Below are 13,326 nucleotides of genomic sequence, written 5' to 3'. Positions count from 1 at the left end.
AGGGTCGACGCGTGGAACGTCCACGGCCGCGCCGCGGAGGCACCGACCGAGGGGCCCACAGGACGCCGCCGATAGACTGGACGGCGACTTCCGAGGAGCCCCCTGCGATGACCGATACGACCGCGCCCGCGGAGACCGCCGACGACGCGATGCCCGAGGATGACGTCTTCGAGCAGAAGGCGGTCCGCCTCGCCAAGCGCGAGCGGCTCCTCGCCGAGCGGACGGATGCCTCGGGCGGGCCCTATCCCGTCGCGCTTCCGATCACCGACACGATCCCGGCGCTGCGCGAGCGCTACGGCGAGCTGGAGGCGGGCGCCGAGACCGGTGTGACGGCCGCCGTCGCCGGTCGCATCGTCTTCAGCCGCAACACCGGCAAGCTCTGCTTCGCGACGCTGCAGGCGGGCGACGGCAGTCGCATCCAGGCGATGGTGTCGCTGGCGGCCGTCGGTGAGGAATCGCTCCAGGAGTGGAAGGAGCTCGTCGACCTCGGCGACCACGTGTACGTGAGCGGCGAGGTGATCTCGAGCCGTCGCGGCGAGCTGTCGATCATGGTGTCGGACTGGGCGATCGCGTCGAAGGCCATCCTCCCGCTCCCGAACATGTACTCCGAGCTCAGCGAGGAGAGCCGCGTCCGCAGCCGCTTCCTCGATCTCATCGTCCGCGACCGCGCCCGTGAGACCGTGATCGCCCGCGCGAAGACCAACGCGAGCCTTCGCGAGACATTCGCGGCGCACGGATTCCTCGAGGTCGAGACGCCCATGCTGCAGGTGCAGCACGGCGGGGCGAGCGCGCGTCCGTTCATCACGAAGTCCAACGCCTTCGACACCGACCTCTATCTGCGCATCGCGCCGGAGCTCTTCCTCAAGCGCGCCGTCGTCGGCGGCCTGGAGCGCGTGTTCGAGATCAACCGCAACTTCCGCAATGAGGGTGCCGACTCGACGCACAGCCCGGAGTTCGCGATGCTCGAGGCCTACCAGGCCTACTCCGACTACGACGGCATCGCCGACCTGACTCAGGAGCTCATCCAGAACGCCGCCGTCGCCGTCGCCGGCTCCACCACCGTGACGTGGGCGGACGGGACCGTCTACGACCTCGGCGGACAGTGGGACCGGATCTCGATGTACGCGTCGCTGTCCGAGGCCTCCGGTCGGCACGTCAACCCCGAGACGCCGCTCGACGACCTGCTCGCCTTCGCCGAGGCCCAGGACGTCGAGCCTCCGCCTCACGCGACGCACGGCAAGCTCGTCGAGGAGCTGTGGGAGCACTTCGTCAAGCCGGGGCTCACTCGGCCGACGTTTGTCATGGACTTCCCCGTCGACACGAGCCCGCTCGTCCGCGAGCACAGAACGACCCAGGGAGTCGTGGAGAAGTGGGACCTGTACGTCCGCGGATTCGAACTCGCGACGGGCTACTCGGAGCTGATCGATCCCGTCATCCAGCGCGAGCGCTTCGAGGAGCAGGCGCGGCTCGCGGCACGGGGCGATCTCGAGGCCATGCGCATCGACCACGAGTTCCTCCGTGCGATGGAGCACGGGATGCCGCCCATGGGCGGCATGGGGATGGGGATCGACCGGCTGCTCATGGCGCTCACCGGCCTCGGCATCCGCGAGACCATCCTCTTCCCGCTGGTCAAGTAGCGGCATCCCTCCGCCGCCCTCACCGAGGCCGGAACGCCCAGTCCGGCAGGTGGCCGGCGTGCACGAACGATCGGACGATCTCGGCCAGTCCGTGCTCCGGCTCGATTTCGCAGGCCTGCACCGCGTACCGCTCGGCATGCGTGGAGCGCCCGAGCGCCCACGACAGCCACCCGCACGTGGCGAGCGGCCCCGCGCGCAGCGGCTCGGGCGCCGCCGCTGCGGCTCGGCGCGCGAGCGCGAGCGCACGCTCGAGGCGCTCCGGATCGGGACGCTCGCCCTCACCCCACATGTGCATCGCGAGGTGCGCCGGGTACTCCTCCCCGGCCTCCCAGCGCAGCTGCGCAGCGAAGGCCTCGTCGCCCGCGTCCAGGCCGCCGCACCATTCCACGAGGGCGATGTCGCGCAGCGCCGGGCGCGCGAGGCACCACACGACGACCGCGATGTCGTACGGCGCCAGGTCGGCCGTGTCCCACGCCAGCATGCCCTCGAAGAGCGTCGGCAGGTCGTCGAGGGAGCAGACCGCCGAGAGGGCGAGGGGATCGACCCGGGGGCCGTCCTCGAGGGCCGCGGCCCCGGCATCCGTCCCGCAGAGGAGATCGACCGCGTCAGCCAGTCCGCGGAGCGCCCCGTCGACAGCCTCGGCCTCTCGGGGATCGGATGCCTCGAGCTCCGCGCCGGTGCTCTGGTCGCCGTCGGCGACCGCGAGGTGAGCGGCTCCGGGTGGCTCGTCGCCGAGCTCCTCGATCGGCCGGCCGCCCGCGGGGAGGTCGCGGTCGAGGTACGAGCCCCATGCCTCGGCGCCCACGTAGAGCGCGTCGACGAGCCTCAGGCCGCACTCGTCGGCGCGGTACCCGAGCGCCGTCGCGAGCGCCGCGCGCGGCATCCGCTCGCCGAAGGCCTCATCGGCGTACACGACCGCGGTGAGCGCTTCGGCGTCGGGAAGGCGGCAGACCATGCCGATGACCGTCGCCGCGACGGCGTCGAGGTCCGCCTCGTCGTCGGGGAGGTCGAGGCGCATCGCGCCGAGGCTGCGTGATCCGGCGAACGGGATCACGACGAGGCTCCGCGTCGGGCGGAACCCGAGCATGCGCGGAACGAGCGAGAGGAATTGCGCCGCGCTTGCGGCCTTCACGATGGTGGTCATGCCTCGAGCGTCGCTGCGCGATGCGGCCCTGAACCGGCGGCGACGTGGGCTGGGGGGAACCGGGAGCGATCCCCGGGCTGGTGAGGAGAGGGCGTGCGCCCCCCCGACGGCCGCCCCGCCGGCGCCTGGATCCCCCGGGTATCCTTGTCCCGTGGAGAACTACTGGGTCGCCGTCTTCTGGTCGCTCATCCCGACCGTCGTGGTGAGCGCCCTCTTCTTCTTCATTATCCGCGGGATCCTGCGCGCCGACCGGACCGAGCGCCGGGCGTACGCGCGCATCGAGGCCGAGCAGCGCGCCAAGCGCGGTCTTCCCCCCGTCGACCCCTCCGGCGACGCAACCCGCTGACCTCCAGCCCGGGCACTACGCTGGGCACACCGCCGCCGCACGGCGGTCGGGGAGGGGGCTTCGGGGTGATCACCGTCACGTTCGACGCGTCGTGGTGGCTCATCCTCGTGTTCCTGTTCGACCTCACAGTGCGCGTGCTCGCGATCATCTTCGTGCCGCGCAACCGGCGCCCCACGTCGGCGACGGCCTGGCTCCTGGCGATCTACTTTATCCCGCTCATCGGCGTGCTGCTGTTCCTCCTCATCGGCAATCCCCGCCTGCCCCGCAAGCGCCGTCGCAAGCAGGAGCGCATCAACGAGTACATCCACGACACCAGTGCGCACCTCGACTTCGGCACCTACCGGCCGAACGCCCCCGAGTGGTTCACATCCCTGGTGACGCTCAACCGCAACCTCGGCGCCATGCCGCTCGCGGGCGACAACGGGGCGCACCTCACGTCGGACTACCAGGTCAGCCTCGACAACATGGCCGACGCCATCCGCGAGGCCGAGCGCTACGTGCACGTGGAGTTCTACATCCTGCAGGCGGATGCCTCGACCGACAACTTCTTCCGGGCGCTCGAAGAGGTCGCGGCGCGGGGAGTGACGGTGCGGGTGCTGCTGGACCACTGGGCCAATCGCGGCAAGCCGTTCTACAAGAAGACCCTCCGCCGTCTCGACGCGATGGGCGCCCAATGGCACCTGATGCTCCCGGTGCAGCCGTTCAAGGGGAAGTATCAGCGGCCCGATCTGCGCAACCACCGCAAGCTCCTCGTCGTGGACGGCCGCACGGCCTTCATGGGATCGCAGAACGTGACCGACTCGACCTACAACCTGCGCGCCAACATCCGCAGGGGGCTGCACTGGGTCGACCTCATGGTGCGCGTCGAGGGTCCGGTCGTGGCATCCATCAATGCCGTCTTCCTATCGGACTGGTACAGCGAGACCGACGAGGTGCTCACCGACGAGATCGACCTGTTCGACGTGACCACCGGGCCGGGCGACCTCGACTGCCAGATCATCCCCTCCGGGCCGGGCTTCGAGTTCGAGAACAACCTGCGCCTGTTCCTCGGGCTCATGTACTACGCGCAGCGCAGGGTGATCGTCGTGAGCCCGTACTTCGTGCCCGACGAGGCGCTCCTCAACGCCATCACCACCGCGTGCCACCGCGGGCTCCAGGTCGAGCTGTTCGTGTCGGAGGAGGGCGATCAGGCCGTCGTCTACCACGCGCAGCGCAGCTACTACGAGGTGCTGCTTCGTGCGGGCGTCAAGATCTGGATGTACCGGAAGCCGTTCATCCTGCACTCGAAGTCGATGACGATCGATGACGAGGTCGCCATCATCGGCTCGAGCAACATGGACATGCGCTCATTCGGTCTCAACATGGAGATCTCGATGCTCGTCCGCGGCGAGGAGTTCATCCGCGAGATGCGGCAGGTCGAGCAGCACTACCGCGACCTCAGTCGCGAACTCACCCTCGAAGAGTGGGAGAAGCAGCCGCTGAGGTCGACCGTGCTCGACAATCTTGCCAGGCTCACTTCCGCACTCCAGTGATGGATCGGCGGATTCGTGATCAGCACGTTACCGGTCTCTCCGTGTTCCGTCAGGGTCGCAGGGCCATGATTGACCTGCCGAGCGAGGGTGTTCCTGCCACGCGAAGCACCCCTCGTCGAAAGGCATGCTGATGACACCTCGTTCCGTTCTCGCCGGCGCCGGGGCAGTCGCCCTCGCCGCCCTCCTGCTCACCGGATGCGCCTCGACCTCCGGGGGGGCCGCGACGCCGTCGCCGACGGGCTCCTCGACGCAGGCGATCGAGCCCGACCCCGATCTGGGCGCGGCATGGCTCGACAACGGTCGCATGATCGGGCTCGTCACGCTGGGGAGCTCCACCTGCGTGCCCGTCGCGGAAGAGCCGCAGCTCGACGACGACGGCGTGCTCCAGGTGACCTTCGTGGCGCCCGAGGCGACTCAGCCGTGCACGAGCGATCTCGTTCCCCGGGTCACCCTCGTGGGCGTGCCCGAGGAGGTCGACCCCGAGCTCGACCTCACGATCGAGGTGACGGGCGAGGACTACTTCGGCCAGGTCGACCTCGCCGGGGTGCCGGGGCTCGCGCCGGGCGGGGAGACCGACTACCTTCCGAGCGCCGGCTGGGCTTCGGTGGCCGGCCAGTTCGTCATCCTCACGTGGGGCTCGTCGGGCTGCCCGCCCGTGATCGAGAGCGTCGAGGCGACGGGCGAGACCGAGGTGACCGTGACCTACCAGACCCCGCCTGCGGATCAGGCCTGCACCATGGACATGGCGCCCCGCGCGGCGGTCGCGGCGGTCAACGACATGGCCGTGTCGTCCGACATCGAGGCGATCCTCACGGGCGCTGAGTTCGACAACGTCCGGGTCCCGATCTACGGCACCAACAGCTGACGCGGAATCGTCTGGATTTCAGGATGCCTCGCGTCGAGGCATCCTGAATCTGCCTCGTCCGCTCGTGCCGGACAGCGGAGATGTGCAGGATCACGGATGATGCGGGCTCGCCGGCTCCGTCATTCTGCACATCTCCGGCTTCCTGCGCGCGCTGTTTCGCCGAATGACAAGCGGCCGGGCCGCGCTATGCCCACGGCGAACAGCGGCATGCGGCATCCGCTCGCTCGTTACCCTCGTTTACAAGACGCCCGGAGTGCATCCGCGCGCAGTGCGTCCCGGAGGAAAAGCGATGTTCGAGAGATTCACCGACCGTGCCCGTCGTGTGGTCGTCCTCGCCCAAGAAGAGGCGAAGATGCTGAACCACAACTACATCGGCACCGAGCACATCCTGCTCGGCCTCATCCATGAGGGCGAGGGCGTCGCCGCGAAGGCGCTCGAGTCGCTCGGCATCTCGCTCGACGCGGTGCGCGAGCAGGTGCAGGACATCATCGGCCAGGGCCAGCAGCAGCCGACGGGACACATCCCCTTCACGCCGCGCGCCAAGAAGGTGCTCGAGCTGTCGCTGCGCGAGGCGCTGCAGCTCGGGCACAACTACATCGGCACGGAGCACATCCTCCTCGGCCTCATCCGCGAGGGCGAGGGCGTCGCCGCGCAGGTGCTCGTGAAGCTCGGCGCCGACCTCAACAAGGTGCGCCAGCAGGTCATCCAGCTGCTCTCCGGCTATCAGGGCAAGGAGCCGGCGGCCGTCTCGGGCGCCGCGCACGACAACCCGCAGGCCGCCCAGGGCGGCTCGCAGGTGCTCGACCAGTTCGGCCGCAACCTCACGCAGGCCGCGCGCGAGAACAAGCTCGACCCCGTCATCGGGCGCGAGAAGGAGATCGAGCGTGTCATGCAGATCCTGTCGCGCCGCTCCAAGAACAACCCCGTCCTCATCGGCGAGCCCGGCGTCGGCAAGACCGCCGTGGTCGAGGGCCTCGCGCAGGCGATCGTCAAGGGCGACGTGCCCGAGACGCTCAAGGACAAGCAGCTCTACTCCCTCGACCTCGGCTCGCTCATCGCCGGATCCCGCTACCGCGGCGACTTCGAGGAGCGCCTCAAGAAGGTCACGAAGGAGATCCGCACGCGCGGCGACATCATCGTCTTCATCGACGAGATCCACACGCTCGTGGGTGCCGGTGCCGCCGAGGGCGCGATCGACGCCGCGTCGATCCTGAAGCCCCTCCTCGCCCGCGGCGAGCTCCAGACGATCGGTGCCACGACTCTGGACGAGTACCGCAAGCACTTCGAGAAGGATGCCGCGCTCGAGCGCCGCTTCCAGCCGATCCAGGTCGCCGAGCCGTCGCTGCCGCACGCGATCAACATCCTCAAGGGGCTGCGCGACCGGTACGAGGCGCACCACAAGGTCCAGATCACCGACGGCGCGATCGTCGCCGCGGCCAACCTCGCCGATCGCTACATCAGCGATCGTTTCCTGCCCGACAAGGCCATCGACCTGATCGACGAGGCCGGCGCCCGCCTGCGTCTGTCGATCCTGTCGTCGCCGCCCGAGCTGCGCGAGTTCGACGAGCGCATCGCGAAGGTGCGTCAGGACAAGGAGCAGGCGTCGGAGGACCAGGACTTCGAGAAGGCCGCATCGCTGCGCGACGAGGAGAAGTCCCTCCTCGCCGAGCGCCTGCGCCTCGAGAAGCAGTGGCGCTCGGGCGACGTGGCCAGCCACGCCGTGGTCGACGAGGGCCTGATCGCCGAGGTGCTCGCACAGGCCACCGGCATCCCGGTCTTCAAGCTGACCGAGGAGGAGTCGAGCCGCCTCGTCTTCATGGAGAAGGCGCTGCACCAGCGGGTCATCGGCCAGGAGGAGGCGATCGCCGCCCTCTCCAAGACCATCCGCCGTCAGCGGGCGGGCCTCAAGGACCCGAAGCGTCCATCGGGCTCGTTCATCTTCGCCGGCCCCACGGGCGTCGGGAAGACCGAGCTCGCCAAGGCGCTCGCGGAGTTCCTCTTCGACGACGAGCAGGCGCTGATCTCCCTCGACATGTCGGAGTTCGGTGAGAAGCACACCGTCTCGCGGCTGTTCGGCGCTCCCCCCGGATTCGTCGGGTTCGAAGAGGGCGGCCAGCTCACCGAGAAGGTGCGGCGCAAGCCGTTCTCGGTCGTGCTGTTCGACGAGATCGAGAAGGCCCACCCCGACATCTTCAACTCGCTCCTGCAGATCCTCGAGGAGGGGCGTCTGACCGACGGTCAGGGTCGCGTGATCGACTTCAAGAACACCGTCATCATCATGACGACGAACCTCGGGTCTTCCGCCATCGCCGGCGGCCCCGTGGGCTTCCAGGTCGAGGGCAACAGCGGCACGACGTACGAGCGCATGAAGGGCAAGGTGAATGAGGAGCTCAAGCGCAACTTCAAGCCCGAGTTCCTGAACCGCGTCGACGACATCATCGTCTTCCCGCAGCTCGACAAGGACGAGCTGCGCCAGATCGTGGGTCTGTTCACCAAGCGTCTCGGCGAGCGGCTGCTCGACCGCGACATGACGGTCGAGCTGACGGATGCCGCAAAGGACAAGCTGATCGAGATCGGCTTCGACCCGACCCTCGGCGCCCGGCCGCTGCGCCGTGCGATGCAGCGCGAGGTCGAGGACCGCCTGAGCGAGAAGATCCTGCACGGCGAGCTCAACACGGGCGACCACATCACCGTGGACGCGCAGAACGGCGAGTTCGTCTTCGAGAACGGCCCGCGCGGCGAGAAGGTGTCGGTCGGCGTCGGCTCGACGCCCGAGATCACGGCGACGCCGGATCTGGCGATCACGTCGGACTGACCCGCACGGACGAGCACGAAGGGGCGGATGCTGCGGCAACCGCCCCTTCGCCGTCCGCGGCCCGCGCGCGCCGGGGTGGAAAGCAGCGCGGGAGCGGCGCGGCCGGTCCGTCCGGCCGCCGGTCGTAGGCTTGTCGGGTGACCTCCTTCCGCGTACGCCCGGCCCGGACGGCCGACGTTCGCGGCATCCAGCAGATCCTCGAGCCGTTCGTGCAGCGGCGGATCCTGCTGGGCAAGGACATCGTCGTCCTGTACGAATCGGTGCAGCAGTTCCTCGTCGCGGAGGACGACAAAGGCCGCCTGATCGGCTGCGGCGCGCTCCACGTGATCTGGGAGGACCTCGGCGAGATCCGAACGCTCATCGTCGTCGACGAGTGGCTCCAGCACGGCGTGGGCCGCGCGATCGTCGAGGGCCTCGAGGAGAACGCCCGTGAGCTCGGCGTCACGCGGCTGTTCTGCCTCACCTTCGAGGTCGACTTCTTCACACGGCGCGGGTTCTCGCCCATCGGCGAGCAGGTCGTCGACCCCGACGTCTATTCGCAGCTCATCCGCTCTCCCGACGAGGGTGTGGCCGAGTTCCTCGACCTCGCGCACGTCAAGCCGAACACGCTCGGCAACACGCGGATGCTCAAGCAGCTCGTACCATCCGGGTGATGGGCTTCAGTCGAAGAGCTCGCTGAGCCAGCTCTCGCGCTTCTTCTTCTTGCCGTGGTACCGCGGGTCGTAGCTCGCTTGTCCGTACCCGGGCTGCGACGGGTAGCCGGGCTCGGGGTAGCCCTGCGGGGGATACCCGGGCTGCGCACCGCCCGACCTGCTGCCGTAGCCGGAGTCGCTTCCGGACCCCGACGGCGCTGACTCGCGGGCGGCGCGCTCGAGGATCTTGTCGAGCTCACCGCGGTCGAGCCAGACGCCTCGGCACGTCGGGCAGTAGTCGATCTCGACGCCGGCGCGCTCGCTCATGACGAGGACGGCGCCGTCATTGGGACACTGCATTGTTCCTCCTAGGTCGGTTCGACCATATGCCAGACGCTAGGCGTCGTTCCTGAGCGAAGGCCCAGTCGGCGCGCCGAGAGCCGGCCGCGCGCGCCGGGGAGCACCGAGCGGCGCGCGCGCTTAGCCTGGAGTCATGCCCCCATCGAGCACGACGCGTCGGCGCGCCCACTCGGCCGCCGTGTACCGTCGGCGACGGCTCGCCGTGCTCGTCGTCGGGCTCGTCGTCGTTTCGGCGATCGTCTGGCTCCTCGTCGCCCAGCCATGGCGGGGCCTCGCGTTCGCATCGGATCCGATCCCGTCGCCGACGCTGTCGTCGACGCCGACCCCGTCATCCACGCCCACCCCGACTCCGACGCCCACTCCGACCCCGGAGCCGACGCCGACCGACACGCCGACGCCCGATGCCACCGGCACGGCGAAGCCCTGCCTCTCGAGCGCCGTGCTCGTCGAGACGGTGACGGATGCCGACACCTACGCCGCCGGACAGAATCCGCAGCTGTCGATCCGGCTCACCAACGAGGGCGCCGTCGACTGCACGCTGAACGTCGGGACGACGACTCAGGTCTTCACGATCACGAGTGGGAGCGACGTGTGGTGGCGGTCGACGGACTGCCAGACCGAACCGAGCGACATGATCGTGACGCTCGCTGCCGGTCAGACGGTCTCCAGTGCGGCGCCGCTCACGTGGGACCGCACACGTTCGTCCGTGTCGACCTGCGATACCGGCAACCGGCCGCTGGCGCCGGCGGGCGGAGCGTCGTATCACGTGACCGTCGAGATCGGCGGGATTCCCGCTACGGCCTCGAAGCAGATCCTGCTCTACTGACGGCCTCCTGCCTGACGGCCTTCCTCCGCGTGCCGGGCACCCGCGCGGCGGGCGAAGGGCCGGGCACCCCCGCGCCCGGCCCCGCCCCCCTGCCGGGTCGGATTCAGGGCTTGCCGTCGAAGACCTCGTTCTCCATCGCGTCGTAGCCCTCCGCCTGCGGGTCGCCGTGGTGGCCGCCCGACAGCGCGTACTCCTCCTCCGGCGACAGCACGAGGCGGTGGCGGAAGTAGAGCGCGAAGCCCACCAGGATCACGACGTACACGATGAAGATGGCGATGATCGCGGGGACGAACGTCGGGTTGAGGAGGAAACCGACGAAGATGAGCGCGGCGATGACGGCGGCGATCACCGCGCCCGGCACGCCCCACGGGCTGCGGTACGGGCGCTGCACGTTCGGGAACTTCCGACGCAGGATGACGAACGAGATCATCTGGAGGAGGTACGCCAGCACGGCGCCCCACACCGCGATGTTGAGCACGATCGCGCCGGCGACGGCTCCGGCGCCCTCGTTGACGGCCGCGACCGTGTCGAGCACCGCGAGAGCGATGAAGCCGATCACGGCGCCCACGGTGAGCGCGACCCACGGCGTCTGCCGCTTGCCGGTGAGCGAGAGGAAGCGGGGATAGTAGCCGGCGCGCGAGAGGGAGTACATGTTGCGTCCGTACGCGAACATGATGCCCTGCAGCGACGCGAGGAGGCCGACGAGCGCGAAGAGTGCGAGCAGGGCCGCGAGCTGGTCGCCGACGATCGCGCGGAATCCATCGAGGAGCGGCTCCGCCGCGACACCGGTCGCCTCAGCGCCGAGCACGCCGGTGTTGAGGAACAGGACCAGCAGGCCGGTGACGATGAGCGTGCCGCGGGCCCAGAAGCCCGCCTTCGGGATGTCGCGCACGGGGTCGTGCGCTTCTTCCGCGGCGAGCGGCAGCTCTTCGATGCCGAGGAAGAACCACATCGCGAAGGGCAGGGCGAACAGGATGGGCAGCACCCCGTGCGGCAGGAAGGCGGTCTGCCCGGGATCGGGCGCCATGTCCCACAGGTTCGCCCACTGGAAGGCGCCGGAGAAGATCGCCATCGCCGAGAAGACGAGGATGATGCCGATCGAGATGATCGAGACGACGATGGCGAATTTGAAGGAGATGTTCGCCCCCGCCGAGTTGAGAGCGATGAACACGACGTAGAGGATGATCCACCAGACCCACGTCGGCATGGAGAACTGCAGCAGCTCGCTCGTGATGGCATCCGCATAGGAGGCCGAGAAGTAGACGATGACCGCGGTCGTCGCGACGTACTCGATGGTCTCGGCGGCACCGGTCACCAGGCCGCCCCAGGGCCCCATCGCCGAGCGCGCGAACGAATAGGCGCCGCCGGTGTGCGGCATCGCGGCGGCCATCTCGCCGATCGAGAAGATCATGCCGTAGTACATCAGCACGAGGATCGCGAAGGCGATCAGCATCCCGCCGAAGCCGGCGAAGTCGATGCCGAAGTTCCATCCCGAGAAGTCGCCGGAGATGACGGCGGCGACGGCGAGACCCCACAGCCCCCAGATGCCGGCGGAGCGCTTCAGCGTCCGTTTCTCGAAGTACTCCTGCCCTGCACGGTTATAGGTCGCTCCGGCGACCTTCCGGGCTTCGCTCCTCGACTCAGTCATCGGTCCTCCGTGCGCTCGGGTGCGGCGCGGGGGATGCGCCTTGCGCAAGATTGTGACGCCATTGGTTGGTTCTGTCTACCTTTGCGGGGAACTTGCTGGTTATGGTGGACGGGCGCCACCGCCGGGAGGCGCGAGAGGAAGGTGACCGATGCCGGGGAACCTCAGCGTGCCGGAACTCGAAGCCGCCATCGCCGCCGGCGAGATCGACACGGTCGTCGTCGCCTTCGCCGATGCCCAGGGACGGCTCGTCGGCAAGCGCGTGTCGGCGCGCCTCTTCCAGGAGGAGGTTCTCCCGCACGGCGCCGAGGCGTGCAACTACCTCCTGTCCGTCGACGTCGACATGAACACCGTCGACGGATATGCGATGTCGAGCTGGGAGACCGGCTACGGCGACATGATGCTCGTGTCCGATCCCGCGACGCTCCGCCGCATCCCGTGGCTCCCCGGATCCGCCCTCGTCATCGCCGACCTCGGCTGGGAGAGCGGCGCCCCCGTCGTCCAGTCGCCCCGCGACATCCTCAAGGCGCAGCGGAAGCGCCTCTCGGACCGCGGTCTCGTCGCCTACTCGGGCACCGAGCTGGAATTCCTCGTCTTCGACGAGACCTATCGGGATGCCTGGGCCAAGGGCTACCGCGACCTGAAGCCGTCGACCGACTACAACGTCGACTACGACATCCTCGCCTCGGGGCGCCTCGAGCCCCTGCTGCGCGACATCCGACTCTCGATGGACGGCGCCGGCCTCTACACGGAGGGCGTGAAGGGCGAGTGCAACCTCGGACAGCAGGAGATCGCATTCCGCTACGCCGAGGTGCTCGAGACCGCCGATCAGCACACCATCTACAAGAACGGCGCGAAGGCGATCGCCGACCGGCACGGCAAGGCGATCACGTTCATGGCGAAGTTCAACGAGCGTGAGGGCAACAGCTGCCACATCCACCTGTCGCTACGGAGCGAGTCCGGCGAGCCCGTCATGGCGGGGGACGGCCGGCACGGCTTCAGCCCGCTCATGGAGCACTGGATCGCGGGCATCCTCGCGACGCTTCGCGAGTTCACGCTGCTCTATGCGCCGACGATCAACTCGTACAAGCGATACGCCAAGGGCTCCTTCGCGCCGACGGGAGTCGCGTGGGGCGTCGACAACCGCACGTGCGCACTGCGCATCGTCGGTCACGGGTCGTCGCTGCGCGTCGAGAACCGCGTGCCGGGCGGTGACGTCAACCCCTACCTCGGCATCGCGGCCATCATCGCGGGCGGGCTGCACGGGATCGAGCACGAGCTGCAGCTGCCCGAAGCGCTCACGGGGAACGCCTACGCGTCGGGAGTGGAGCACCTGCCGACGACGCTGCGCCAGGCTGCGCAGCTGTTCGACGAGTCCGCCATCGCGCGAGCCGCATTCGGCGACGACGTGGTCGAGCACTATCTCAATCAGGCCCGCATCGAGGTCGAGGCCTTCGATGCGGCAGTGACGGACTGGGAGCGCGTGCGTGGTTTCGAACGACTCTGAAGATCCCGCTCGCCGGA

Annotated in this window: 11 protein-coding genes; 8 read left to right on the top strand and 3 right to left on the bottom strand. The window is 68.8% G+C overall.

Going from position 1 to position 13,326, the window contains the following annotated elements:
* Nucleotides 1-107 precede the first annotated feature (107 nt).
* Complete coding sequence (gene lysS / locus EV279_RS01305) at nucleotides 108-1,637, top strand: lysine--tRNA ligase (RefSeq protein WP_133541144.1); 1,530 nt, start codon at nucleotides 108-110, stop codon at nucleotides 1,635-1,637.
* Nucleotides 1,638-1,656: 19 nt separating this feature from the next.
* Here the strand turns inward: lysS and EV279_RS01300 are convergent, their stop codons facing one another.
* Nucleotides 1,657-2,781 carry a DUF4192 family protein gene (locus EV279_RS01300; RefSeq protein WP_133541143.1) on the bottom strand — a complete coding sequence of 375 codons (1,125 nt, stop codon included), beginning with the start codon at nucleotides 2,779-2,781 and terminating at the stop codon, nucleotides 1,657-1,659.
* Nucleotides 2,782-2,932: 151 nt separating this feature from the next.
* Between EV279_RS01300 and EV279_RS01295 the strand changes: the two genes are divergently transcribed.
* The 5 genes from EV279_RS01295 (at nucleotide 2,933) to EV279_RS01275 (ending at nucleotide 8,992) form a co-directional block, all read left to right on the top strand.
* Nucleotides 2,933-3,127: a hypothetical protein gene (locus tag EV279_RS01295; RefSeq protein ID WP_133541142.1), complete on the top strand. Its 195-nt coding sequence runs from the start codon at nucleotides 2,933-2,935 to the stop codon at nucleotides 3,125-3,127.
* A gap of 65 nt (nucleotides 3,128-3,192) precedes the next feature.
* The gene (cls, locus tag EV279_RS01290; protein ID WP_133541141.1) at nucleotides 3,193-4,659 is read left to right on the top strand and encodes a cardiolipin synthase; all 1,467 of its coding nucleotides are present in this window, start codon (nucleotides 3,193-3,195) and stop codon (nucleotides 4,657-4,659) included.
* Nucleotides 4,660-4,789: 130 nt separating this feature from the next.
* Nucleotides 4,790-5,524: a hypothetical protein gene (locus tag EV279_RS01285; protein WP_243728392.1), complete on the top strand. Its 735-nt coding sequence runs from the start codon at nucleotides 4,790-4,792 to the stop codon at nucleotides 5,522-5,524.
* Nucleotides 5,525-5,813: 289 nt separating this feature from the next.
* A complete protein-coding gene (locus tag EV279_RS01280; RefSeq protein ID WP_133541139.1) occupies nucleotides 5,814-8,339 on the top strand; it encodes an ATP-dependent Clp protease ATP-binding subunit in 2,526 nt (841 codons plus the stop codon).
* A gap of 137 nt (nucleotides 8,340-8,476) precedes the next feature.
* The gene (locus EV279_RS01275) at nucleotides 8,477-8,992 is read left to right on the top strand and encodes an amino-acid N-acetyltransferase (RefSeq protein WP_133541138.1); all 516 of its coding nucleotides are present in this window, start codon (nucleotides 8,477-8,479) and stop codon (nucleotides 8,990-8,992) included.
* A 6-nt stretch (nucleotides 8,993-8,998) separates the two neighbouring features.
* Here the strand turns inward: EV279_RS01275 and EV279_RS01270 are convergent, their stop codons facing one another.
* The gene (locus EV279_RS01270; protein WP_133541137.1) at nucleotides 8,999-9,331 is read right to left on the bottom strand and encodes a zf-TFIIB domain-containing protein; all 333 of its coding nucleotides are present in this window, start codon (nucleotides 9,329-9,331) and stop codon (nucleotides 8,999-9,001) included.
* Nucleotides 9,332-9,464: 133 nt separating this feature from the next.
* Here EV279_RS01270 and EV279_RS16755 point away from each other — a divergent pair, with 133 nt between their 5' ends.
* On the top strand, nucleotides 9,465-10,157 hold the full coding sequence (locus EV279_RS16755) for a hypothetical protein (protein ID WP_166644410.1): 693 nt from the start codon (nucleotides 9,465-9,467) through the stop codon (nucleotides 10,155-10,157).
* Between the two features lie 103 nt (nucleotides 10,158-10,260).
* Here EV279_RS16755 and EV279_RS01255 read toward each other — a convergent pair whose 3' ends face one another.
* Nucleotides 10,261-11,805, bottom strand: a complete 1,545-nt coding sequence (locus EV279_RS01255) for an amino acid permease (protein WP_133541134.1) — start codon at nucleotides 11,803-11,805, stop codon at nucleotides 10,261-10,263.
* A 148-nt stretch (nucleotides 11,806-11,953) separates the two neighbouring features.
* On the opposite strand from EV279_RS01255, the gene EV279_RS01250 reads away from it, so the two are divergent.
* Complete coding sequence (locus tag EV279_RS01250; protein ID WP_133541133.1) at nucleotides 11,954-13,309, top strand: glutamine synthetase family protein; 1,356 nt, start codon at nucleotides 11,954-11,956, stop codon at nucleotides 13,307-13,309.
* The last annotated feature ends 17 nt before the right edge of the window (nucleotides 13,310-13,326 follow it).

Origin of the sequence: Microbacterium sp. BK668 (genome assembly GCF_004362195.1) — a bacterium.
GTDB lineage: Bacteria > Actinomycetota > Actinomycetes > Actinomycetales > Microbacteriaceae > Microbacterium.
Note: the sequence above shows the minus strand (reverse complement) of the source record. Positions and strands in the feature narration are given on the sequence as shown.

What these genes read in the sequence shown, in the direction of transcription:
- EV279_RS01300 (WP_133541143.1), bottom strand. Translation starts at nt 2,781, where the DNA reads ATGACCACCATCGTGAAGGCCGCAAGCGCGGCGCAATTCCTCTCGCTC.
- lysS (WP_133541144.1), top strand. Translation starts at nt 108, where the DNA reads ATGACCGATACGACCGCGCCCGCGGAGACCGCCGACGACGCGATGCCC.
- EV279_RS01285 (WP_243728392.1), top strand. Translation starts at nt 4,790, where the DNA reads ATGACACCTCGTTCCGTTCTCGCCGGCGCCGGGGCAGTCGCCCTCGCC.
- EV279_RS01280 (WP_133541139.1), top strand. Translation starts at nt 5,814, where the DNA reads ATGTTCGAGAGATTCACCGACCGTGCCCGTCGTGTGGTCGTCCTCGCC.
- EV279_RS01270 (WP_133541137.1), bottom strand. Translation starts at nt 9,331, where the DNA reads ATGCAGTGTCCCAATGACGGCGCCGTCCTCGTCATGAGCGAGCGCGCC.
- EV279_RS01255 (WP_133541134.1), bottom strand. Translation starts at nt 11,805, where the DNA reads ATGACTGAGTCGAGGAGCGAAGCCCGGAAGGTCGCCGGAGCGACCTAT.
- EV279_RS16755 (WP_166644410.1), top strand. Translation starts at nt 9,465, where the DNA reads ATGCCCCCATCGAGCACGACGCGTCGGCGCGCCCACTCGGCCGCCGTG.
- EV279_RS01250 (WP_133541133.1), top strand. Translation starts at nt 11,954, where the DNA reads ATGCCGGGGAACCTCAGCGTGCCGGAACTCGAAGCCGCCATCGCCGCC.